At 74.3% G+C, this 22,176-nt stretch carries 20 protein-coding genes; 9 read left to right on the plus strand and 11 right to left on the minus strand.

The annotated features are described in order from the left end of the window. Window positions 1-208 precede the first annotated feature (208 nt). A complete protein-coding gene (locus tag H1226_RS11015; protein ID WP_258348905.1) occupies window positions 209-1,126 on the plus strand; it encodes a LysR family transcriptional regulator in 918 nt (305 codons plus the stop codon). A 201-nt stretch (window positions 1,127-1,327) separates the two neighbouring features. On the opposite strand, the gene H1226_RS11020 is transcribed toward H1226_RS11015, so the two are convergent. The 4 genes from H1226_RS11020 to H1226_RS11035 all read right to left on the minus strand — a co-directional run bounded on the left by H1226_RS11020 (window position 1,328) and on the right by H1226_RS11035 (window position 5,844). After that, window positions 1,328-2,362, minus strand: coding sequence for a C40 family peptidase (locus H1226_RS11020; protein WP_258348906.1), 1,035 nt, complete (start codon window positions 2,360-2,362; stop codon window positions 1,328-1,330). Between the two features lie 251 nt (window positions 2,363-2,613). Then, window positions 2,614-4,314, minus strand: coding sequence for a CotH kinase family protein (locus H1226_RS11025; RefSeq protein WP_258348907.1), 1,701 nt, complete (start codon window positions 4,312-4,314; stop codon window positions 2,614-2,616). Between the two features lies 1 nt (window position 4,315). Continuing rightward, complete coding sequence (locus H1226_RS11030) at window positions 4,316-5,002, minus strand: DUF4956 domain-containing protein (protein WP_258348908.1); 687 nt, start codon at window positions 5,000-5,002, stop codon at window positions 4,316-4,318. Then, on the minus strand, window positions 4,999-5,844 hold the full coding sequence (locus tag H1226_RS11035; protein ID WP_258348909.1) for a polyphosphate polymerase domain-containing protein: 846 nt from the start codon (window positions 5,842-5,844) through the stop codon (window positions 4,999-5,001). Before H1226_RS11035 ends, H1226_RS11030 begins: the two co-directional genes overlap by 4 nt. A gap of 485 nt (window positions 5,845-6,329) precedes the next feature. Between H1226_RS11035 and H1226_RS11040 the strand changes: the two genes are divergently transcribed. The 4 genes from H1226_RS11040 to H1226_RS11055 all read left to right on the plus strand — a co-directional run bounded on the left by H1226_RS11040 (window position 6,330) and on the right by H1226_RS11055 (window position 7,643). After that, entirely contained in the window at window positions 6,330-6,533 is a 204-nt protein-coding gene (locus H1226_RS11040) for a cold-shock protein (RefSeq protein ID WP_224956345.1), read from the plus strand. Window positions 6,534-6,863: 330 nt separating this feature from the next. Then, window positions 6,864-7,223 (plus strand): STAS domain-containing protein, encoded by a 360-nt coding sequence (locus tag H1226_RS11045; RefSeq protein ID WP_258348910.1) that lies wholly within the window; start codon window positions 6,864-6,866, stop codon window positions 7,221-7,223. Continuing rightward, window positions 7,223-7,393, plus strand: coding sequence for a hypothetical protein (locus H1226_RS11050; protein ID WP_224956348.1), 171 nt, complete (start codon window positions 7,223-7,225; stop codon window positions 7,391-7,393). Before H1226_RS11045 ends, H1226_RS11050 begins: the two co-directional genes overlap by 1 nt. A 49-nt stretch (window positions 7,394-7,442) precedes the next feature. After that, a complete protein-coding gene (locus H1226_RS11055) occupies window positions 7,443-7,643 on the plus strand; it encodes a hypothetical protein (RefSeq protein WP_224965869.1) in 201 nt (66 codons plus the stop codon). Window positions 7,644-7,712: 69 nt separating this feature from the next. On the opposite strand, the gene H1226_RS11060 is transcribed toward H1226_RS11055, so the two are convergent. Both H1226_RS11060 and gabT read right to left on the minus strand, forming a co-directional pair. Continuing rightward, the gene (locus H1226_RS11060; protein ID WP_258348911.1) at window positions 7,713-9,143 is read right to left on the minus strand and encodes an NAD-dependent succinate-semialdehyde dehydrogenase; all 1,431 of its coding nucleotides are present in this window, start codon (window positions 9,141-9,143) and stop codon (window positions 7,713-7,715) included. Window positions 9,144-9,171: 28 nt separating this feature from the next. Continuing rightward, a complete protein-coding gene (gene gabT, locus H1226_RS11065; RefSeq protein WP_258348912.1) occupies window positions 9,172-10,533 on the minus strand; it encodes a 4-aminobutyrate--2-oxoglutarate transaminase in 1,362 nt (453 codons plus the stop codon). Window positions 10,534-10,632: 99 nt separating this feature from the next. Here gabT and H1226_RS11070 point away from each other — a divergent pair, with 99 nt between their 5' ends. Next, window positions 10,633-12,090 (plus strand): PucR family transcriptional regulator, encoded by a 1,458-nt coding sequence (locus tag H1226_RS11070; RefSeq protein ID WP_258348913.1) that lies wholly within the window; start codon window positions 10,633-10,635, stop codon window positions 12,088-12,090. Window positions 12,091-12,353: 263 nt separating this feature from the next. On the opposite strand, the gene H1226_RS11075 is transcribed toward H1226_RS11070, so the two are convergent. Genes H1226_RS11075 through H1226_RS11090 form a run of 4 tightly spaced genes read right to left on the minus strand, consistent with a single transcriptional unit; the run spans window position 12,354 to window position 15,386 of the window. Beyond that, window positions 12,354-13,397 carry an NAD-dependent epimerase/dehydratase family protein gene (locus tag H1226_RS11075; RefSeq protein ID WP_258348914.1) on the minus strand — a complete coding sequence of 348 codons (1,044 nt, stop codon included), beginning with the start codon at window positions 13,395-13,397 and terminating at the stop codon, window positions 12,354-12,356. 47 nt (window positions 13,398-13,444) lie between these two features. Beyond that, window positions 13,445-14,050, minus strand: a complete 606-nt coding sequence (locus H1226_RS11080; RefSeq protein ID WP_224957303.1) for a methyltransferase domain-containing protein — start codon at window positions 14,048-14,050, stop codon at window positions 13,445-13,447. Next, on the minus strand, window positions 14,047-14,727 hold the full coding sequence (locus tag H1226_RS11085; protein ID WP_258348915.1) for a TIGR04282 family arsenosugar biosynthesis glycosyltransferase: 681 nt from the start codon (window positions 14,725-14,727) through the stop codon (window positions 14,047-14,049). Before H1226_RS11085 ends, H1226_RS11080 begins: the two co-directional genes overlap by 4 nt. Then, entirely contained in the window at window positions 14,724-15,386 is a 663-nt protein-coding gene (locus H1226_RS11090; protein ID WP_258348916.1) for a glycosyltransferase family 2 protein, read from the minus strand. Before H1226_RS11090 ends, H1226_RS11085 begins: the two co-directional genes overlap by 4 nt. A gap of 209 nt (window positions 15,387-15,595) precedes the next feature. On the opposite strand from H1226_RS11090, the gene H1226_RS11095 reads away from it, so the two are divergent. From H1226_RS11095 to H1226_RS11105, 3 genes are read left to right on the plus strand one after another with little or no spacing between them, the layout of a single operon-like run. Continuing rightward, the gene (locus H1226_RS11095; RefSeq protein ID WP_258348917.1) at window positions 15,596-16,843 is read left to right on the plus strand and encodes a molybdopterin-dependent oxidoreductase; all 1,248 of its coding nucleotides are present in this window, start codon (window positions 15,596-15,598) and stop codon (window positions 16,841-16,843) included. Between the two features lie 12 nt (window positions 16,844-16,855). Next, window positions 16,856-17,347 carry a hypothetical protein gene (locus H1226_RS11100; RefSeq protein WP_258348918.1) on the plus strand — a complete coding sequence of 164 codons (492 nt, stop codon included), beginning with the start codon at window positions 16,856-16,858 and terminating at the stop codon, window positions 17,345-17,347. Next, a complete protein-coding gene (locus H1226_RS11105) occupies window positions 17,344-20,466 on the plus strand; it encodes an arabinosyltransferase domain-containing protein (protein ID WP_258348919.1) in 3,123 nt (1,040 codons plus the stop codon). Before H1226_RS11100 ends, H1226_RS11105 begins: the two co-directional genes overlap by 4 nt. Before the next feature lie 171 nt (window positions 20,467-20,637). Here H1226_RS11105 and H1226_RS11110 read toward each other — a convergent pair whose 3' ends face one another. Continuing rightward, window positions 20,638-22,113 carry a DHA2 family efflux MFS transporter permease subunit gene (locus H1226_RS11110; RefSeq protein WP_258348920.1) on the minus strand — a complete coding sequence of 492 codons (1,476 nt, stop codon included), beginning with the start codon at window positions 22,111-22,113 and terminating at the stop codon, window positions 20,638-20,640. Between the last annotated feature and the right edge of the window lie 63 nt (window positions 22,114-22,176).

Here is a 22,176-nt window from a genome sequence, read left to right on the forward strand (position 1 = left end):
GGTCGATAGGCGGTCGTTATCGACGCAGGTGGCGCCGATCGGGGCCGGTCGCGGTGATCGTCTTCACCTGCCGGCGTGCCACCGGACGCGACCTGGCGCCGTCCCGGACCGGCGCGGCGCCGAGCCGCGCCGCGGGAGGCGTCCGCGCGGTGCGGCCGATCGCTGGAGAGGCCGCTCCGACCGGGCGCCGGGCGTGGTCGAATGGGGCATGTTGTTCCGACAGCTCGAGTACTTCGTGGTGCTCGCCCGGGAGGGGCACTTCGCCCGCGCCGCCAACGCCTGCTACGTGTCCCAACCGGCGCTGTCCGAGGCGATCCGCAAGCTGGAGCACGAGCTGAAGGTGCCGCTGGTGCGGCGCGGGCACCAGTACGAGGGACTCACCCCGGAAGGGGAGCGGCTGGTGCTGTGGGCGCGGCGCGTCCTGGCCGAGCACGACGCGTTGAAGCACGAGGCCGCGGCGTTGCAGACCGGCCTCACCGGCACGCTCCGGCTCGGCGTGATCCCGGCCGCGGCGAGCACCGTCGCGCTGATCACCGACCCGTTCTGCGCCGAGCACCCGCTGGCGCGGGTCCGGTTGGCGACGGACCTGCGCTCGGCGGACATCCTGGAGCGGATCCGCCGGTTCGAGCTGGACGCCGGGATCATCCACCCGAAGGAGCAGGAACTGGCGGACCTGGCGGTCACCCCGCTCTACGAGGAGCGGCACGTGCTGCTGGCCAGCGGCGAGCTGATCACCGGCCAGTCCGACTCGATCAGCTGGCCGGAGGCGCTGGAACTGCCGATGTGCCTGCTGGACGAGGGGATGCGCGGGCGCCAGCTCATCGACGAGGCGATCTCCGCGCGCGAGCTGGCGGTGGCGCCGCGCCTGGAGTCCGATTCGCTGGTGACCTTGATCGCGCACGTCGGCACCGGCCGCTGGGCGACGATCGTCCCCGAGTCCTGGCTGCGCACCCTGCACCCGCCCGCCGGGTCCCGGGTGCTGCGGCTGTCCGACCCCGCGCCCACCGCGTCGATCGCGCTGGTCACCAGCGCGGTCGAACCGGGCTCGGTGCTCACCCGAGCGGTCCGCCGAACAGCCGAACGAGCAGCCACCGACAAGGCCTTCGGCCACCTCGGCACGACCTGACCCCCAGCCCCGCTGTCGTCCTGTCAGCGGCGAAGCCGCTGAGCGGCGACCCGGCACGCAGCCGGACCACCCGCGGGTTCTCAGCGGTTTCCTCGCGAGGACAGCTTTGTCGCATGTGGCGGAGCCACCTGCGAAAAAGATCCCGCAGCGAGGGAACCGCTGAGGTTCCGCCACCCGACCCCCTAAGCAAGAAGAGTCAGGTCATCCGGCGAAGCGGCGGACCGAGTTGATCTGTCCCATGTACTTGACCTCTTCGACGGTCACGGTCTGCCCCTCGGTCGGGGCGTGCACCATCTTGCCGTTGCCGAGGTAGATGCCGTCGTGGCTGCCGGAGCTGTAGAAGAAGATCACGTCCCCGGGCTTCATCTCGCTCTGCGAGACCTTCTCGCCCTCGGAGATCTGCGACTGGGTGGAGCTGGGCAGCGACACCCCGGCCTGCTTGAACGACCACTGCACGAGGCCGGAGCAGTCGAACTGGCTCGGGCCCTTCGCGCCGAAGACGTACGGGGAGCCCTGCTTGCTCAGCGCGGCGTTGACCGCCTTGATCGCGGCGCCGGAGCCGATCAGCGAGCCCACCTTGCTGCCGCCGCCGGACAGCGAGTCCTGCTCCTGCTCGGTGAGGCTCTCGTACTGCTGCTTCACCTTGGCGATCTGGGCGTCCATCTCGTCCTTCTTGCCCGCGATCTCGCCCTCCAGCCGCGCCGCGTCGGCTTCGGCCCGAGCGGCCCGCTCGTGCGCGGACCTGGCTTCCCGCTCGCCCCGCTCGGCCTGGGCGGTCGCCCCGGCGAGCTTGGTGACGGCGTCGTCGTTGTCCCGCGCGAGCACGTCCAGCGCGGAGGAGCGGTCCAGGAACTCGTTCGGCGATTCGCTGACCAGCAGCGCGGACAGCTTGCTCATCCGGGCGCCCTGGTAGGAGGCGTGCACGAACTGGTCGACCTGGCCGCGGAAGCGCTCTTCCTCGGCGCGCGCGTCGGCGGTCGTGCGCCCGGCCTGCTCCGCTTCGGCGTTCGCCCGGCCCAGCTCGTCCTGCCGCGCAGCGTGGTCGTCCTGCGCCTTCTTGTAGGCCTCGGTGAGCTCCTCGGCCTGGCGTCCCAGCTCCTTGAGCTGCTTCTGCGCGTCGGTCGCGCTGCCCGCCGGTTCCGCGGTCGCCGGGACCGAGGACAGGCCGACGGCGGTGGCGACGACCGTGGCCGCCAGCGCGGCGTTCCGCGAACGCTTCAACCGGGATGAACCCACGACACTCCTCCTGCTGCCACCGCCCGGTGGCCCCCGACCGTTCGAGGACGCACCTGCGCGAGCCGTCCGAACCGGTCCGCGGAACGGCGAACGGCCGATCACCGCGAAACCGCGGCACAGGCTACGCACCGGGGGACGGGGTGATCTCGAACCGGGTGCGCCACGCAGCGCGAGCACCCGGTTCCACCCCGTGCACACCGCAGGTGAGCCCCGGACCGGGACGGGTGCGGCCCTCCCGGCCCGGGGTGCGGTCACCTGCCCGGCGGGCCGATGCCGACGTCCTCGCGCGGGGTGGGGCTGGTGGTGGTGATCTGCTGGGCGAGGGTGTCGCGGGCGGTGCGGGCCGCTTCGTCCCCGGCGCCTTCGGCCCGGGTGGTGACGCGGTCGAGCAGCGCGATCGCGGTGCCGTCGGCGATCAGGTCGCGGTGCAGGTCCGCGTAGGCCTGCTCGTAGGCGGCGCGGAAGTGCTCGTCGGCGAGGAAGCGCTCCTTGAGGGCGCCGCTGCCGCGAGGTCCGCCGCCGGAACCGCCCGGGCGTCCGCCGGGCTGCTCGCCGTCCGGACCACCGGGCATCCCGCCACCGGGTTGACCGGGCACACCGCCCAGATCTCCTGCTCCGCCGCCGGGTTCCTCGCCCGGACCGCCTCCGCCCGGGCCCATCCCCATGCCGCTGAACGACAGGTTCAGGTCCCAGGACAGCACGGTGAAGCGGTCCTGCCCGGTGTCGTACCAGAGGTAGTAGTTGTTCCCGGGCCCGTCCATGGCGTCACCGTTGGACATCAGGTTCTGCAGCGCGAGGTACCGCGCGAACGAGGCGGTGTCCACGTGCTCGTCCAGTTCCGCGGCGAACTCCTCGTCGTCGGCCTCGTCGACGAACGACAGCAGGTCCAGCACCGGCTGCAGGTCGTAGTTGCCCTCGCTGTTGATCTGCTTGAACGCCTCCTCGTAGTCGGTGGGGTCGTCGCCCAGGTACTCGAAGGACCCGCCGGCCCGCGCCTTGTAGAGCACGCCGTCGCCGTGCTGCTCGGCCCACGCCGCGTCGGGCGGGTCGAGCAGCAGCCGCGGCACGGCCGCGCCGCCGTTGACGCTGACCGAGGTGAGCGAGTACGCCTGCGTCGTCTCCCCGGCGGCCGCGGTCAGCTCCAGGGCGAGGGCCTCGTTGAGGGCGGTCGCGGTGCCGCCCGCCTCCGGGCGCAGCGTGATCTCGCTGTGGCCCTGGTAGGCGCGTCCTTCGGCGAACTCCTCGAAGCTGATGAGCCACGGGAGTTTCTCGGGCTCGTCTTCGGACAGCGATGCCATGGACGGGCCGCCGCGGCGGTTCTGCTGCCGGTCCCCGGTGCCGTCGGCGGGAGGCTCCGCGCCGTCGGCCGGAGCGTCGGCCTCGTCGGCGGGAGTCTCCGCACCATCGGCGGGAGGTTCCGCCCCGTCCACGGCCGTGCCGGTGTCGTCCGCGGGCGCATCGGCCCCGTCGGCGGGGTCTTGCCCGCCACCTCTCGGGGCCTCCGCGTCCGGGCCGCCGCCGGGCATGCCGCCGGGGCCCCTCCCGTCCTGCCCGCGCAGGCTCATCAGGGTCGAGTTGCCCTTGAGCCGCAGCCCCACGTCCTCCACCGGGGTTCCGTCGATGGTGATGTCGGCGCGGATGAACTGCTTCTCGCCCTCCTCGCGGAAGGTGCGCATCATGTCGGCGTACTCGGCCTGGTCGAACCGGACCTCGATGCGGTGGTCCCCGCCGTCGAACAGGTCGCCGGTCCCGGCGATGTTCCGGGTGATGCTCTCCTGCACGACCGGTTCCGCGACGAACAGGGGCCGGACCCTCGCGTCCCCGAAGACGAGCAGCAGCGCGGCGACGACGGCGAGCAGGCCCGCCGGGACCTTCCAGTGGTGGCGCAGCCGCACCGGGACGCGGTGCCGCCACCGGCGCTTCGGCGCCTCGGGATCCTGTGAGCTGGTCATCTCACATGTCCGTCTGGTCGTACCCGGTCAGGACGGTCGCCTTCTGCCCGGAGGTGACCTCGCGCAGGGCCTCGATCACGGCGCCCGGCTTGACGTTCTTCTTCAACCGCGCGGTGTAGGCCATCTCCAGCAGCGCGCCGCCGCGCACCGTCTCGGTGCTGATCAGCTCGTACTCGTCGGTGAACCGGATGAGCACGTCGTCGATCGCCGGGCCGCGGTCGTCGTCGTCGGCCGGGACCTGCACCTTGACGACCTGGCGCTGCACGTCCAGCGCGAACCAGTTGAGCCGGTGCATGAGCAGGACCACCGCGCAGACCAGCACCGTGGCGATGATCGCGAGCGTGTAGAAGCGCGTCCCGCAGGCCATGCCGATGCCCATGACGAGGAAGATGAACCCGACGTCGCGGGTCTCCTTGATGGCGTTGCGGAACCGCACCACCGACAGGGCGCCGACCAGCGCGAACGCCCGGGCGATGTTGGACCCGACCACCAGCATGATCAACGAGATGATCATGCCGAGCACGATCAGCGTGTGCACGTAGCTCTGGCTGTAGGAGATGTTGCGGTGGGTGGACCGGTAGGTCCAGGCGACCACGAGGCTGCACGCGAACGACAGCAGCAGCGCGATGGCCACGTCCAGGACGCTGAACGTGCCGGACAGGTCGGTGAATCCGAAGTCGAGGTTCATGGGAGGAGCTCGCGTTCTCTGTGCGGGACGTCCGGCCGCGATTCGGCGACGACGTCCTCTTCGGGAAGGTGGAAGATCGAGCGCGGGGCCAGGCCGTGCGCCTCCACGGACTGGCAGTACTTGGAGATCCGCTGGATCTGCAGGCCGTGGCGGGCGGCGAGGTCGGTGATCCAGTACGGCGCGCGCTCGTTGGCCTTGACCTCCAGCACCGCGTAGTGCGGGCTGAGGATGTAGCGGTTCTCGGTCTCCGCGTTCAGGTCGAAGTCGCGGTCGCGGCCGCGGATCCGGTGGTCCATCGTCACGCGCAGCCCGAGGTCGGCGTCGACGCCCACGTAGGCCTCGCGCCGGTACCCCGTCATCGCGACCGGGCGCAGGTCCAGCCGGACGATCAGGTCGAGGACCTCGTCGACGAAGACCTGGTCGGCGCCCGGGTGCTCGATGCGTTCCCGCTGGTCGCACAGCCGGCGGGCCACGTCGTACGGCAGCAGCACCCGGCGCTTCTGCGTCACCCGGTTCACCCGTTGCTTGATCTCCACCGAGACGGGCGCGTGCTCGGCGGGCTCGCCGTAGCGGCGGATCCGGAGCTTCCGGCGGAACTTCAGGCCCTCGATCTTCTCGTAGTAGAAGCGCAGCCGCCGGGTGTCGTAGTACAGGCTCCACACGTCGTAGCCGCCCGGCCCGGAGTGGTGGTCCACCTCCATGCGGGCGGCGAGCTCGGCCCGGACTTCGGCGATCTGCGTCGCCGGGACCAGGTACTTGAGCTCGTAGCGGTTGAACGCGTGCAGCTTGCCCGGAGCGCGGAACCGGCTCCCCACCTCGCGGGTGTCGGGAACGGGTGCCACGTGGGCTTCATCGGGGTCGGTGCGAGAGCGGCGCCTCGGCGGAGGCGCCCCACCTCGCCTGCGGAAGAACATGATCGGGAACGTAGCCGAACATCCCGTGAACTCCTGGGAAACTTCCTGTGAGAACGCTGGGAACGCGCTCGTGGCCCGCACGGCGGGGATCGGATCCGGCCGCCGGTCCTACGTCCGTCCACATCGGACTTGAACGCTCCTCCGGTGCCCGGTCCGCGCGGGTGTCCGGGATGGGCGCGGAGCGGGTTCGGCGCGCCGGAGGTCGGCTCGGTGGCCAAGGTCGTCCGCGACGTGTAACCTCTGTGGTGGTCGTTGTTTCTGGGTTCGTGTTCGCGCACGCTCGCAGGATTGTGGATGCGGGCGAGCTGCTGTCTTTGGTTAGCTGGAGTGAAGCCGCCGTCTGAGATCACCCGGCCCGGGCCTCCACGCACGTGTGGCCCGTGATACTTCCCAGCTTTCGAATGGAGATGCGCATGGCTCAGGGAACCGTGAAGTGGTTCAACGCGGAAAAGGGCTTCGGCTTCATCGCCCCCGACGCGGGCGGTCCGGACGTGTTCGTGCACTACTCGGCCATCGACGGCGCGGGCTTCCGCAGCCTCGAGGAGAACCAGGCCGTCTCGTACGACGTCACCCAGGGCCCGAAGGGCCCGCAGGCCGAGCTCGTCCGCGCGGTCTGATTTCGCGCTGAGCCGCTCTCCGGCTCGTGCGATCCGCGCGAGCCGGAGACCGCGGTACCTTCCCGTCCCGCACCTGCCGGCCGCCCCGCGGCCGAGGCGTGCCGGACGGACCGGGAGCAGCGACGACCCCACCACGGCGAGGACGCCGCCCACTCAGGGCGCGACCCTCCTCCCGTCGCTCGTCGCGCACCGGTGTTCCACCTGCCGGTCGAGTCGAATCCCGCTCAGCGCGGTGCGTTCCCGGCCCACGTTCCTCCCTGCGGCCCGCAGCTGCGACGCCTCGCGTCCGCGCCGTGTCGCGCCCATCCGACTACTCGTGCTGGAGATCCCATGCGGGCCATCACACCCCACTTGATCACGAACAAACCCGTCCCGTTCACCGTGCGCGGTGACCTCGCCGGAGCCGAGGTGGCGACGCTGGCCGAGCGGCTCTGGCCCCACCTGCTGACCGCGCCACCGCAGACCGTCGTGGACCTCGCGGCGGCCGGTGAGATCGACCCGGCCGGGGTGGACCTCCTCGCCGCCGCCGACGCCTACGCGGTCCACAGAGGACTGCGGCTGCGCATCACCGGTGCGGCACCTGCCGTGCGGACCGCGTTGCGCGCCGCCGGGGTGGAGGCTTTCCCGGCCGGTGGCGAGGTGGTGCCGAGGCGAGCGTCCGGGCGCCGTCCCGCCGAGGTCCCGGCCTGATGCGCCGGATCCGGTACGTCGCGCTGACCTTGGCCGAGGACGCCTGGCAGATCACCGATGCCGAGGGCCAGCACACCGCACGGGTCATCGGCACCGAAGCCGAGGCCGTGGCCAGCGCCCACCGCCAGCTCGCCGTCGTCGGCGGCGGCCGGGTGCTCGTCACGGGCTGACCCGGAACTCCGCCGCACGGCGGACATCCCACTTCGAAAGGATCGACCGATGAACCTCTCCGCACCCGATCACCCGACCCGCACGGCCCCGGCCCCTCGCGTGGTCGCCCCGCGCGCGCCGGTCGCCCCGGTCGCGTTCCTCGCGCCGGGCCCGGAAGCCGAGGTCCCGGAAACCCAGCGCCGGAGCGCGGAGCGGGACGGCGAGCTCCTGCGCGCCCCGTTCACGCCCGGCGCGGCGGACGACCGCTGAGCGGTCCCGCCGGCCCGCGACGGCCTTGGCCTGCACCGAACCAACAGAAGTTGGGGACGGAGCAGGTGGTCAGCCGAGGCTGAGGAACTGGGTCTCCTGGAAGGCCCGGATCCCCTCCTGCGCGCCCTCGCGGCCGAGTCCGCTCTGCTTCATCCCGCCGAACGGTGCCGACGGGTCCGAGACGACACCGCGGTTGACCCCGACCATGCCGCACTGCACGCGGCGGCCGATCTCCAGCGCCCGGCCGGTGTCCCCGGCGTAGACGTACCCGGCGAGGCCGTACTCGGTCGCGTTGGCCACCGCCACCAGCTCGTCGGTGCCGCTCCAGGTCCGGATCGGCGCGACCGGGCCGAAGATCTCCTCGTGCAGCACGGCGGCGTCGTCCGGCACCCCGGCCAGCACCACCGGTGCGGCGAACGAACCGGTGGCAGGCACCTCGACCGGCTCCCGCACGATCCGCGCCCCGCGCTCCACCGCGTCGGCGACGAGCCCGGCGACGCGGCGCACCGCGCGGTCGTCGATCAGCGGGCCGATGTCGGTGCCCGGCTCGGCGGCCGGTCCGACCCGCAGCCGCGCGACGGCGTCGGCGAAGGACTCGGCGAACTCGTCGGCGACGTCCTCGTGCACCAGGAACCGGTTGGCGGCCGTGCAGGCCTGCCCCGCGTTGCGCAGCTTCGCGATCAGCGCGCCCTGCACGGCGGCGTCGATGTCGGCGTCCGCGCACACCACGAACGGGGCGTTGCCGCCGAGCTCCATCGAGCTGTTCACCACCCGCCCGGCGGCGAGGCCGAGCAGGTGCCGCCCGACCCCGGTGGAGCCGGTGAAGGAGAGCTTGCGGACCGCGTCGTGCGCCAGCAGCACCCGGCTGATCGCGTCGGCCCGGGTGCTCGGCAGCACGGTCAGCACGTCCTGCGGGGCACCCGCCTCGACCAGCAGGTCGCGGATCGCCAGCGCGGTCAGCGGGGTCTCCGCGGCGGGCTTGAGCACCGCGGTGCAGCCCGCCGCCAGCGCCGGTGCGACCTTGCGGGTGATCATGGCCGCCGGGAAGTTCCACGGCGTGATCAGCAGCGCCACCCCGACCGGCTGCGCGGTGACCACCGTGGTGGAGCGGCCGTCGGGGGAGGTCTCGAACCGGCCGTCCGGGCGGACCGCTTCCTCGGCGAACCAGCGGAAGAACTCCGCCGCGTACGAGACCTCCGCGCGGGCGTCCGCGGCGGCCTTCCCGGACTCGCGGCTGATCAGCTCGGCGAGCTCGCCGGCGCGGGCGATCATCAGCTCGCGGGTCGCCGCGAGGATCTCGGCGCGGCGGCGGGGCGGCGTCGCGGCCCAGTCGGGCAGCGCCTCGGCGGCGGTGTCCGCGGCGGCCGCGGCGTGCGACTCGTCGGCGTCGGAGACGCGGGCGATCTCGACGCCGGTCGCCGGGTCGTGCACCGCGAACTCGTCCGCGGTGGGGGTGGGCTTGCCGCCGATGAACAGCGGGGACGGCTGGAAGAGCGTCATGGGGACTCCTCGTCGGGGGAAGGGGATATCAGGACTGCGCGAGGGCGTCGGCGAGCACGTCCAGCCCGTCGTGCAGCAGCTCGTCCGGGATGGTCAGCGGCGGCAGCAGCCGGATCACGTTGCCGAACGAGCCGCAGGTCAGCACGAGCACGCCGGTGCGGTGGCAGTGGTCGGCGACGGCCTTCGCCAGCGCCGCGTCCGGTTCGGTGCCGCCCGGGCGCACGAACTCGACGGCGATCATGGCGCCGCGGCCGCGGACGTCGCCGATCCGCGGGTCGGCGGCGGCGAGCGCGCGCAGCCGGGCGGTCGCCTGCTCGCCGATCGCGGCGGCGCGGGCGATGAGCCCGTCCTCGCGGATCGTCTCCAGCGCGGCCAGCGCGGCGGCGCAGGCCACCGGGTTGCCGCCGTAGGTTCCGCCGAGTCCGCCCGCGGGCACCGCGTCCATCAGCTCCGCCCGCCCGGTGACCGCGGCGATCGGCAGCCCGCCGCCGAGGCCCTTCGCGGTGGTGATCAGGTCCGGGACGACGTCCTCGTGGTCGGTGGCGAACCAGGAGCCGGTGCGCGCGACCCCGGTCTGCACCTCGTCGGCGACGAACACGATCCCGTTCGCGCGGCACCAGCGGGCCAGTTCGGCGAGGAATCCCGGCGCGGGCACGACGAAACCGCCCTCGCCCTGGATCGGCTCGATCACCAGCGCCGCCAGCCGGTCGGCTCCGGCGGTGCGCTCCAGGTAGTCGGTGGTGCGCTTCGCGGCCGCGGCGCCGGACAGCCCGGCGTCGTCCCGGAACGGGTAGGAGGTGGGGGCGCGGTGCACGTCGGCCGCGAACGGGCCGAACCCGTCCTTGTACGGCTTGTTCTTCGCGGTCAGCGCCATCGTCAGGTTCGTGCGCCCGTGGTAGGCGTGGTCCACGACGGCGATCCCGGTCCGGCCGGTCGCGCAACGGGCGATCTTCACCGCGTTCTCGACGGCCTCGGAGCCGGTGTTGAACAGCGCGGTGCGCTTCTCGTGGTCGCCCGGGGTGATCGCGGCGAGTTCCTCGGCGAGCCGCACGTAGCTCTCGTACGGGGTGATCATCGCGCAGGTGTGGGTGAACCGGGCCAGCTGGTCCGACGCGGCCGCGACCACCTTCGGCGCCGAGTTGCCGACCGTGGTGACCGCGATGCCGGAGCCGAGGTCGACGAACGAGTTGCCGTCCACGTCGACCAGCACGCCGCCGCCGGCCGCCGCCGCGTACACCGGCAGCGTCGAGGACACCCCGGCGGAGACCGCGGCCGAGCGGCGCGCGGCGAGGTCGCGGGACAGCGGGCCGGGGACCTCGGTGCGGAGCTCGCGCCGCTGGGGGAGACCGGGACCACCGATCAGCTCGGGGGACGGGGCGGCTGCGGTCATGCGAGGCTCCTTCGCGGCGGAGGGGGCGGGACGTCTCCGACGCTAGGCCGCTCGGCGCGCCGTGGTGAGTGTGCGAACCCGACAGAAAGGCGTGCCCGGGTGTGCAACACTGCCATCGTGCTGAGCCTGGACGACGTCGTCGCGATCCCCGAACTGGCGCTGCGCGTGATCGTCGAGCCGGCTGCCGAACGCCCGCTGCGGTGGGTGACGACCAGCGAGCTCACCGACCCGGACCGGTACCTGGAAGGCGGCGAGCTGCTGCTGACCACCGGGCTGGTGCGCCAGGACTGGGCGGCCTACGTGCGGCGGGTCGACCGCGCCGGGGTGGCGGCGCTCGGGTTCGGCACCGGCCTCTCGCACGCCGAGGTCCCGCGGGCCCTGGTCGAGGCGGCGCGCGCGGCGGGGCTCGGCCTGGTCGTGGTGCCGGAGGCGACGCCCTTCATCGCGGTGAGCAAAGCCGTCGCCGGGCTGCTCGCGGACCAGGAGCGCGAGTCCACCGTGTCGGCGCTGCGCGTGCAGCAGGAGCTGACCCGGGTGATCTCCCGCAAGGACGGCCCGGCGCGGGTGCTCGGCGTGCTCGGCCGGGCCGCGCGGGGCAGCGCCGGACTGGTCGACGCCGCCGGGACGCCGCTGGTCCCGGCCCGGTTCCGGCTGCCGGACGCGGCGCGGCGCGCGCTGGGGACGCTGCGCTCCGGCGGCGGGACCGGAGCCGTCACCGAGACCGGCGCCGAGGGCACGACCGTGGTGCAGCCGCTCGGCGCCGGCGTCGACGGACCGTTCCTGGTGCTGCTGGCCCCGGGACCGCTGGACGCGGTGCTGCGCGCGGTGCTGGTGTCCACGGTAGCCCTGTTGACCCTCGACGCCGAGCGCTCGCGGGCCGCCACCGACGCCGAGCTGCGGTTGCGGGACCAGGCGGCGGCGCTGGTGCTGGACGGGGCGGTCGACGCGGGCGCCGGGGTCGCGGCCCTGCTCGACGGAAGCCCGGTGCCGCCGCGGACCGTGCGGGTGCTGCGCGCCTCCGGGGTCCCCGCCGGGGCCCGCGAGCGCCTGGCCCGCGAGCACCCGGAGGTGCTGACCACGGCTCCGGCCGACGGGAACATCGCGCTGGTGGTGGCCGACGGTGCGGCCCGCGAGGTCGCCGACCTGCTCGCCGGTCTGCGCGCCGGGGTGGGCGTCGGCCCCGCCGTCCCCGTCGCCGACGCGCGCACCAGCGACGCCGCCGCCCGCACCGCGCTGGCCGCCGCGGACCGGGAGGTCGTCGACTGGGACGAGCGGTTCCGCGGCAGCGTCCGCGCCGGGCTGCCCGACCACGCGGCCCGCGCGCTGGCGGCCTCGATCCTGCGCGACCTCGCCGCGGAACCCGAGCTGCTGCGGACGCTGCACACCTACCTGGCGCACCTCGGCCACTGGCAGCCCGCCGCCGACGAGCTGGGGATCCACCGCAACACGCTGCGCAAGCGGATCGCCCGCATCGAGGAGCTCACCGGCCGCGACGTGGACACCGCGGCCGGCCGCGCCGACCTGTGGATCGCGGTCGTGATCGCCCGGGAACCGTGACTTTTCGGTTTTCTCACTCGGTTCGCGTCGTGGTCGGGTGGCGGAACCTCAGCTTTTCCCTCGCTGCGGGATCGGCTTCGCAAGTGGCTCCGCCACAGGCGACAACGCTGTCCTCGCGAGGAAGAAGCTGAGAACCCGCGGGTGGTCCGGTTGCGTGCGTGGTCGCTGCTCATCGGCTTCGCCGCTGGCAGGAAACGACCGAGACCCGCCGGGCGAGTTCGAAGGCAGGCGGCGCGCACCGGCCCGTCCGCTCGACGTTCCGGTCAGGCGCGCAGCGGGGCGGTGGCGAACTCCTTCATGCCCGTGCCGAACGGGACCTCCGCGGTGAAACCGAGCTCGCTCGCCGCGCGGGCCGGGTCGGCGACGACGTGCCGCACGTCGCCGAGCCGGTAGCGCCCGCTGATGCGCGGTTCCGGCCCGCCGTCGGCCGCGGCCAGCGCGTCCGCCATCTCGCCGATGGTGCGCGGATCACCGGAGCACACGTTGTAGGCGCGGAACCCGGTCCGCTCCTGCGCGACGGCCAGCGCGTTCGCCGCCGCCACGTCGCCGACGTGCACGAAGTCCCGGGTCTGCGCGCCGTCCTCGAACACCACCGGCGCCTCGCCGCGGGCGAGGCTGGAGCGGAACAGCGAAGCCACACCGGCGTAGGGCGTGTTCCGCGGCATCCGCGGCCCGTAGACGTTGTGGTAGCGCAACGCGATCGCGGACGCCCCGGTGTCCCGCGCCCACAACGCGGCCAGGTTCTCCTGCGCGAGCTTGGTGGCCGCGTAGGTGCTGCGCGGGTCCAGCGGGGCGTCCTCCGGCACGGTCCCGCGCACGAGCGGCTCGTCGCACCGCGGACATCGCGGCTCGAACATGCCCGCGTCCAGGTCCTCCCGCCGCCGCGGTCCGGGCTGCACGACGTCGTGCCGCGCGCAGCGGTAGCGGCCCTCGCCGTAGACCACCATCGAGCCGGCCAGCACCAACCTGCGCACCCGGTGCTCGGCCATCGCCGCCAGCAGGTGCGCGGTGGCGAGCTCGTTGTGCGCCACGTAGTCCGGCATGTCGGCCACCCCCGTCTCCAGCCCCACCACGGCGGCGTGGTGGCACACCACGTCCACCCCGCGCACCACGTGGTCGGCGATGTCGGGGTCGCGCAGGTCCGCGACGGTCAGGCCGTGGCCGCCGAGGTGCTCGGGGATGGCGCGCGTCCGGTGCGCCTGCGGGAGCAGCGCGTCGACCAGCAGCACTTCGTGCCCGTCGGCGCGCAGCCGGTCCGCGACGTGCGATCCGATGAAGCCCGCGCCACCCGTGACCAGTACCCGCATGTTCGGTTCTCCTCTCCACGTTCCGGTCCTCCGGGCGTCCCCGGAGATCACTGCCGCACCAGCTCGGCGAGCCTGCGCCGCCCGAGGCGGGCGTGCCACCGCACCCGCAGCCGCGCCGCGGCCGCGAGCCCGTGCAGCGCGTCGACGCCGACCCGCGCCCACGGGAACCAGCTGCCGCCGGGCACCCGGGCCCGTCCCGCGCACAGCCCCACGCCGGGCGGGTGCGCTTCGACGAGCACGCTGCCGGTGCCGGTGATCAGTTCGGTGGCGCGGCGCAGCAGGGCGCGCGGATCGCCGCCGATGCCGAGGTTGCCGTCGAGCAGCAGCACGTGCTCCCAGCGGCCTTCGCCGGGCAGCGGGCCGAACACGTCGCCGTGGAACGCGTGCGCGCCGCGCAGCATGGTCCGGCACACGGCGTCGGCGGAGACGTCGACGCCCAGCGCGGTGCGCCCGCGCCGCACCAGCCCGCCGGTCATCCGGCCGGGTCCGCAGCCGACGTCCAGCGTCGCGCCGCGACATCGGCGCAGGACCAGTTCGTCGGCCGCTCCCGGTTCGTCCGACCACCGCCGCGGGTGCAGCAGTTCGGGCGGGCCCGGGTCCATCTCCAGCCAGCAGGTGTCGGCGCCGTACACCGGGTCGAACGCGGCCGTCACCGCTCGCGCTCCACCGGCACGGCGGCGACGGCCGCGGCGAACCGGGAGGCGGGAACGGCCGCGGCGACCGAGGTGGCATCGGACATGGTGTCCACATCGGACATCGCGGGCAGCGGTTCGACGCGCAGCCCGCGGTCCCGCAACGCCGCCAGCGTGCGCGAGCCGGTCTCCCCGGTGGACATCGGCACGTCCCGCAGCGCCGCCGCGTGCTCCGCGCGGCGCACGCCCAGCGCCCACCAGCCGCCGTCCGCCGCCGCACCGAGCACGGCGTCCGGCGGTGCGGAGCCGCCGAGCCGGTCCAGGGCCCGGGTGAGCAGCCGCGGGGTGAGCTGCGGGGTGTCCATCCCGATCTGCAGGATCGGCTCGCCCGGGTGCAGCGCCCCGGTGTCCGCGTGCGCGGCGACGAGCCGCTCGGCGAACCCGTCGCCGCGCTGCTCGACGACCCGCACCCGCGCCAGCGCGGCCCGGACCTCGTCGCGCCGGGCCGCCGCCGCGGTCTCCCCGGTCCAGGCGACCACCGTCGGCAGACCGGTTCCGGCCGCCGCGTCGAGGGTGTCCAGCAGCCCGGCCGCCGCGATCGCCGCCGCCTGCTCCGCCGAGGCCGGTGGGCTGAGCCGGGTCTTAGCCCGCCGCGGCACCGGTGCTTTCGCGACGACGAGCAGCACGCCGCGGCTCATCGCAGCACCCGGGCCATGTCGCGCACCGCCCGCGCGGTGCCGCGCACCGAACCGGTCACCTTGGAGCGGGTTCCGGCGGCGCGCGGGTAGTAGTCGACCGGGACCTCCTCGACCCGCCAGCCGGCCCGGGCGGCGCGGACCAGCAGCTCCAGCGGGTAGCCGAAACCGCGGTCGGTGACGCCCAGGTCCAGCAGCCGATCGCGCCAGGTCACCCGCAGCGGCGCGAGATCGCGCACCGGCAGCCCCTGCCTGCGCAGCATCCCGGCGAGCGCCGCGTTGCCCAGCCGCGCGTGCCACGGGAACGCGCCGCGCTCGGCAGCGACCCGGCGGCCCACCACCAGGTCCGCGTCCCCGCGCAGCAGCAGCTCCACCAGCCGCGGCAGCTCGTCCAGGCGCATCGAACCGTCGGCGTCCACGAAGACGACGACCTCGGCCCCGGAGTGCTCCAGCCCGGCGTGCACGGCGGCGCCGTACCCGGGTCGCGCCTCGGAGATCACGGTGGCGCCGTGCTCGGCGGCGACCGCCGCGGTGGCGTCGGCGGAGCCGTTGTCCACCACGAGCGCTCGGTAGCCGTGCGCGGCGGGCAGGCCGGCGAGCACTCCGGGGAGCGCGGCCTCCTCGTCCCGGCACGGCAGGATCACATCGACGCTGACCGTCATTCCACCGTCCTCGGCTGCGGTCCCCGGCGTGGGGGACGTGTTACGTTGGCGAAGCTCCGGCACCGGAATTCCCACTGCTCATTGCCTTTTCCCACGGGTATTCGGTGCCACCCGGCGGGCGGATTGGTCCCGGTTCCACTTTTTTCCGGTGGAGCTCGCGAGACCGCCGTCCTCGGGGCACCGCGGGAGACGTGGTGAGGAGTTCCGCAGTGCGCTTCGGACGGCGGCTCGACGACGGGTCGAGCAGGTGGGAGCGGTTCCGGCCGCCCGGGTTCGGGCGGTCCCGGACGTGGCGCAGCCCGCTGCGCGGCATCCGGCTGACCTCGGTGCTCGGGATGGTGCTGCTGGTCGCGCTGCCGATCGTCGTCCTCACCGGCTTGTTGTCCTACGTCGCCTACGGTCCTCGGTTCGGGCAGGCGATGCCTGCGGAGACCGGGTGGTTGCGGCTGCCGCTGTTCGACTGGCCGACCCGCCCGGCCTGGCTGTACCGGTTGAACCAGGGCGTGCACGTGCTGCTCGGACTGGTGCTGGTGCCGGTGGTGCTGGCGAAGCTGTGGTCGGTGATCCCGAAGCTGTTCGCCTGGCCGCCGGTGACCTCGCCGGCGCGGGCGCTGGAGCGGCTGTCGTTGCTGCTGCTGGTGGGCAGCGTGCTGTTCGAGCTGGGCACCGGCGTGCTGAACGTGCAGTACTACTACGCGTTCCCGTTCAGCTTCTACACCGCGCACTACTGGGGCGCCTGGGTGTTCATCGGGTCCTTCGCCGCGCACGTCGCGCTGAAGCTGCCCGCCGCGGTGCGGGCGCTGCGCCACCGAGGCGGGCACGACGACCTGGCGCCGGTGCGGCCCGCGGCGGCCACGATGAGCAGGCGCGGTTTCCTGGCCGTCGTCGCGGGCGGTTCCGCGCTGATCGGGCTGCTCACCGCCGGGCAGACCTTCGACGGCGCGCGGCGCACCGCGCTGCTGTCCCCGCGCTACCGGGACGGGCCGGGCCCGAACGGGTTCCAGGTGAACCGCACGGCCGCCGCCGCGGGCATCGCCGCCGCGAGCACCGGGCCGCGGTGGCGGCTGCGGCTGCTCGGCGGTGCCGAACCGGTCGAGCTGGACCGCGCCCGGCTGCTCGCGCTGCCGCAGCGCACCGCCGAACTGCCGATCGCCTGCGTCGAGGGCTGGTCGACCACCCAGCGCTGGACGGGGGTGCCGCTGGCCGAGCTCGCCCGGCTCGCCGGGGTGTCCGAACCCGCCTCGGCGCACGTGCGCTCCCTGGAGACCGGGGGTGCGTTCGCCGCCGCGACCCTGCACGCCGGGCAGGTGCTCGACCCGGACGCGCTGCTCGCGCTGCGCGTCAACGGGGTGGACCTGAGCCCGGACCACGGGTTCCCGGCGCGGGTGATCGTGCCCGCGCTGCCCGGGGTGCTCAACACCAAGTGGGTCGCGTCGATCTCGTTCCGGAGGAGGTGAACCGTGCGCCGCGTGACCCGCTTGCTCGGCACCGACCCGTTCCGGTTCCTGGTGCTGCTGGGGAGCTTCGCGCTCACCTGGTACGCGTTCCGGCTGCTGCGCGACGAGCCGGAGGTGCCGTCGGTGCTGCTGTGGTTCGTCGCCGCCGCCGTCGCGCACGACGCGGTGCTGCTGCCGCTGTACGCGCTCGGCGACCGGGCGCTGACCGGGGCGTTCCGGGGAACGCACCCGGCCGGGGTGAACCACGTCCGGCTGCCCGCGCTGGGCAGCGGCCTGCTGTTCCTGGTGTTCTGCCCGGGGATCCTCGGGCTCGGCGCCGCCGACCGCGCGGCGGCGACGGGCCAGGACCTGGAGCCCTACCTGGGCAACTGGCTGCTGGTGACGGCGGTCCTGTTCGGCCTCAGCCTCGGCTGGTGGGTCGTGCGGCTGCTGTCCAGGGCCGTCCGGGGCCGCGGTGGCTCCGAACGGGAAAACGCAACCGATCCCGCAGGAAGGACGTCGTGACCGCCACCGGGGAAGAGCGCCGGGTTCCCGCGCTCACCAAGATCGCCCTGCTCGTCGGGGGGCTCGGCGTGCTCGCCGCGCTCGCGCTCCCGTTCGCGCCGGTCGCCACCGAGCACACCACCGTGGACTGGCCGCAGGCCGGGCGGCCCGTGGAGTCGACCACCGCGTTCTTCGTGCCGTACCGGCCGGAGCACGTGCGGGTCGAGGTCCCGTGCTCGGCGGTGCGGGCCGGGCTCGCGCGCGGGACCGCCACCACGGTGGTGAGCAGCGCGCTGCCCGGCAGGCCCACCGAGGGATTCGCGGTGTCCGCCGCGGACGGATCGGTGCTGGTGCTCGTCGGTGGCGAGCAGGTGCACCGCGGCCCGGTCCCCGCGGGCGAGTGCGGGCTGACCCTCGACGCCGGTGCGGACGGCAGCGTGCTGCGCCTCGGCGCGGAGACGATCGACCTGCCAGGCGCGCAGGTCCGCGAGGTGTTCGCCTTCGCCACCGACCTGGACCCGGCGGCGGCGGAAGGGACGCGGGTGACCGCGCGCACCGCGGACTGGTTCCAGAGCACGCCGAGCGCGGCGAAGATCGTGCTGATCGGGGTGGCGGTCGCGGCGATGATCACGTCTTTGGTACTGCTCGTGGTGGCGGATCGGCGGCGCGGCGGATCCGGTTCGTCCGGCGGCGGATCGGACAATGGTTCCACAACGGATAAGTCCACTATGGACAGACGGGTGGCGGGTGACGCCGGACGCCCGGCGCGCCGGTCGCTCCTGCTCATCGACCTCGCCCTGCTCGTGGTCTTCGCGGCCTGGCTGGTGCTCGGCCCGCTCAGCCCCGACGACTCGTTCACCGAAGGCATCGTGCGCAACGCGCTGATCATCGGCGACTTCACCAACTACTACCGGTGGGAGAACTCCTCCGAAGCGCCGTTCACCCTGGTGCTGAACCTGATCAGCCCGTTGGTGGCGCTGCACGCCCCGCCGCTGCTGCTGCGGGTGCCGAGCGTGGTCGCCGGGCTGCTCACCTGGCTGCTGCTCAGCCGCGGCGTGCTCCCGGTGGTGCTGCCCGCGCACGCGCGGCACCTCGGCACCCGGGTGCTGCTGGCGGTGGCGCTGCCGGTGTGGTGGCTGCCGTTCGACCTCGGGGTGCGGCCGGAACCGTTCGTCGCGCTGGGCACCACCGCGGTGCTGACCTGCGTGCTGCGCGCCACCGCCGGGCCGGGCGGGGCGAGCGTGCTGCTGCTCGGGCTCGGCGCGCTGGCCGGCGGGCTCACCGTCGCCGTCAACCCGGTGGGGGTGACCGCGGTGGCACCGGTGCTGCTGCTGGCGCCGCGGATCCTGCGCGGGCTGCGGGCGCGCGGCGAGCCGCCGTGGGGCTGGTGCGCGGTGGGTGGCTGCCTCGCCGCGGTGGCGCTGGTGGCGATGTTCGCCGACCAGTCGTGGTTCGGGGTGCGGCAGGCGACCGCGCTGCACCGGTTCTACGGGCCGGACGTCGGCTGGTTCCAGGAGATCCGCCGGTACCAGTACCTGCTGGGCTTCGGCGACTACCAGGGCGGGCTGGCGCGGCGGCTGCCGGTGCTGCTCACGATCGCCGTGGCGGGCTGCGCCACGCTGCTGGTGGTGCGCGGGGCCCGCCGGTTGCCGGGGATGCGGCTGGTGCCGCTGCCGCTGGGCTGCCTCGGCATCGGGTCGGCGCTGCTGTGGCTGACGCCGTCGAAGTGGACGCACTACTTCGGCGCCCTCGCCGGTTTCGGCGCGATCGCGCTCACCGCGGGAGTCGTGCTGCTCGGCGCGGGCGCGCGGGAGTGGTCGGCGCGGCGGGAGGTCCTGCTGGTCGGCGGGGTCGGCACCGTCGCCGCGATCGCGGCCGCGTGCCTGGCGTTCGCAGGCACCAACACCTACTTCCTGCACTCGCACTTCGGGGTGCCGCGCGACGAGCTGCCGATGCGGCCGTTGAACGGTCCGCTGCCGTGGGTGCTGCTGGTCGCCGTGCTGCTGGGGTGCGCGCTGCTGCCGCGCTTCGGCGGCCGGGACGCGGCGCGCCGGATGCTCGCCCGGATGCCCGCGGTGGTGGCGACCGCGGCGGCCGGGGCCGGCGTGCTGGTGCTGCTCGTGTCGTTCGCGGTGGCGCCGGTCGCGCGCGCGGGCGGCCACTCGGTCGGCGGGCAGCTGCTGGGCGAGCTGTCCGGGGGCGGCTGCGGCATCGTCGACGACGTCGTGATCAACGCGGATGCGCCGGGTGGCGTGCTGGCGCGCGCGGGCGGAGCCGACGAGCTCACCGGCTTCACCGGCGGTGGCGGCCCCGCGCCCGCGGGTGCGGGACGGCAGCGGTGGACCAGCCTGACCGGCGGGGCGATCAGCACCGGGACGCTGCGCAGCGGGTGGTTCGCCGCCCCGCGGCTCGGCCCGGACCAGCGGATCGCGGTGTCCGCGGCCGGGCGCACCGGGGACGGCGACCGGCTCGCCCTGGAGTTCGCCCGCTCCACCCCCGACGGCGAGCGGCCGCTCGGCACCCGCGTCCTCGACGACTCCGGCGACGAGCGGGACGCGCGCCCGATCTACCCGGCGGACCGGCAGATCGAGCAGCGTCCGCAGGTGCACCCCGGCTGGCGGACGCTCATCGCCGAGGACGTGCCGCCCGGCGCCGACCGGGTCCGCGTCGTCGCCGCGGACGGCACCACCGACCGGGACGGCTGGCTCGCCGTGACCGGGCCGCGCGTGCTGGACGTGGTCCCGCTGCGCGCCCTGCTCGCCGGCCGCCCGGACGTGTACGTGGACTGGTCGATGACCTGGGTGGCGCCGTGCCTGCGGGACGTGCCGCGCGTCGGCGGCGGGCTCGCGCAGGCGCCGACCGCGTTGCTGAACCCCCCGGCGTCGCTCGGTTTCGACGGGACCGCCGCGTACGACCGGGACATCGGCGGCAGCTTCGCCGGGGTGGACGAGGTCGGCCGCCGCACCCCGATCCCCACCGAACCGCTCGGGCCGCGCGATCCGCGCTACCGGGACTGGGGGCAGGTCGCCACGGTCACCTACCCGATCGCCCGGGACGCCTACGACACCCGCACCACCTCGGAGATCCGTTGGGGTTGGCAGGGCGCGGGGTTCACCACCGGACCGCTCAGCGCGCGGTGAGCCCCGGCGCGCGGGCCCCCGCCGCGGAGCGGCCCGGCCGCCACCAGGTGCGGGGTGGGCAGAACGACGATCGACTCCACCGCGAGCCCCGCGCGGTGATCGAGGAGACCAGCAGCAGCACCGCCCACCAGCGGCCGGAGGTGCCGCCGCGGTGCGGCGATCGGCGCCGGGCTAGCCGGTGCGGTCCCGCGTGCCGCGCTCGTCGGCGGCGCGTTCGGGGGTCTCGGCGGGCCGCTGGGAGCGGAGCAGCGCGGTGCCCGCGAGGACCAGCGTGGACAGCGCGGCGGCGACGACGAAGGCCGCCCGGACGCCCGCCTCGTCCGGCTGGCCGGGGCGCGCCGACCACAGCGTCATCACCGTCACGAACAGCGCGGTCCCCGCGGCCGCGGCGAGCTGCTGGCAGGTGGTCAGGATGGCGCTGCCGTGCGAGTGCAGGGAGCGGGGCAGTGCGCTGAGCGCATCGGTCACCAGCGGCGTGAAGTTCAGCGCCAGCCCGACCGACATCAGCACGTGCAGCAGCACCACCAGCCAGACCGGGCTGTCGCCGCCGAGCGCCGCGAACGCCCACAGGCTCAGGCACAGCAGCACCGACGCGGGCACCACCAGCGCCCGCACCCCGAACCGGTCGTAGGCGCGCCCCACCGGTGGCCCGAGCAGCCCCATCACCACCCCGCCGGGCAGCACGACCAGTCCCGCGACGAGCGAATCGCGGCCGAGGACCACCTGCACGTAGAACGGCAGCAGGATCACCGCGCTGAACAGCGCCATGTACCCGGCGACGCTGAGCACCAGCGGGACCGAGTAGTCCCGCACCCCGCACGCCCGCAGGTCCAGCAGCGCCCGCCCGGTGCGCTGCAACCGGATCTGGCGCACCACGAACACCGCGACCAGCACCGCGCCGAGCACGATCCACGGCCACGCCGGGCCCGAACCCGCGGAGTCCGATGTGGACGGATCGGTGGCGGCGGAGGCGGTCAGCCCGTACACGAGCGTGGAGAACGCGACGGCGGCCAGCAGCACCGAGACCACGTCCAGCCGCACCCGCGACGTGGTGTTCGCGATGTGCAGCGAGCGCAGCCCCGCGCCGAGCGCCAGCAGCCCGATCGGCAGCACGAGCCAGAACATCCACCGCCAGCCCAGCGCGGACAGCACGATCCCGGCCGCGGCGGGTCCGGCGGCGGGCGCCACGGCGAGCACGATCGACGTCGTGCCCATCACCTGGCCGCGGCGCGAGGTGGGGACGATCGCGAGGATGCTCGTCATCAGCAGCGGCACCATGATCGCCGTCCCGGACGCCTGCACGACCCGGCCCGCGAGCAGCGGCGCGAACCCGGGCGCCCCGCCGCACAGCGCCGTCCCGGCGCTGAACAGGCCCATCGCCGCCGCGAAGGCCTGGCGGACGGTGCAGCGCTGCAGCAGGTACCCGGTGGTCGGCACGACCACCGCCATGGTGAGCAGGAAGCCGCTGGAGAGCCACTGCGCCGTGGCGATGCCGATGCGCAGGTCCGCGACCAGCGACGGCAGCGCCACGGCCATCACGGTCTCGTTCAGCACCATCACGAACGCCGAGCCGACCAGCAGCGCCAGTCCGAGCGCCGCCCCGTCCGGCAACCGCTCCACCGCCGCGGGATTCCTCCGGGTGACCAACCGAGCCTCCTGCCGCTGGACGACCGGGACGGCCATCGCGGGCCGCCAGGTTCTGGGGATGCG

Source organism: Saccharopolyspora gregorii, assembly GCF_024734405.1.
GTDB lineage: Bacteria > Actinomycetota > Actinomycetes > Mycobacteriales > Pseudonocardiaceae > Saccharopolyspora_C > Saccharopolyspora_C gregorii.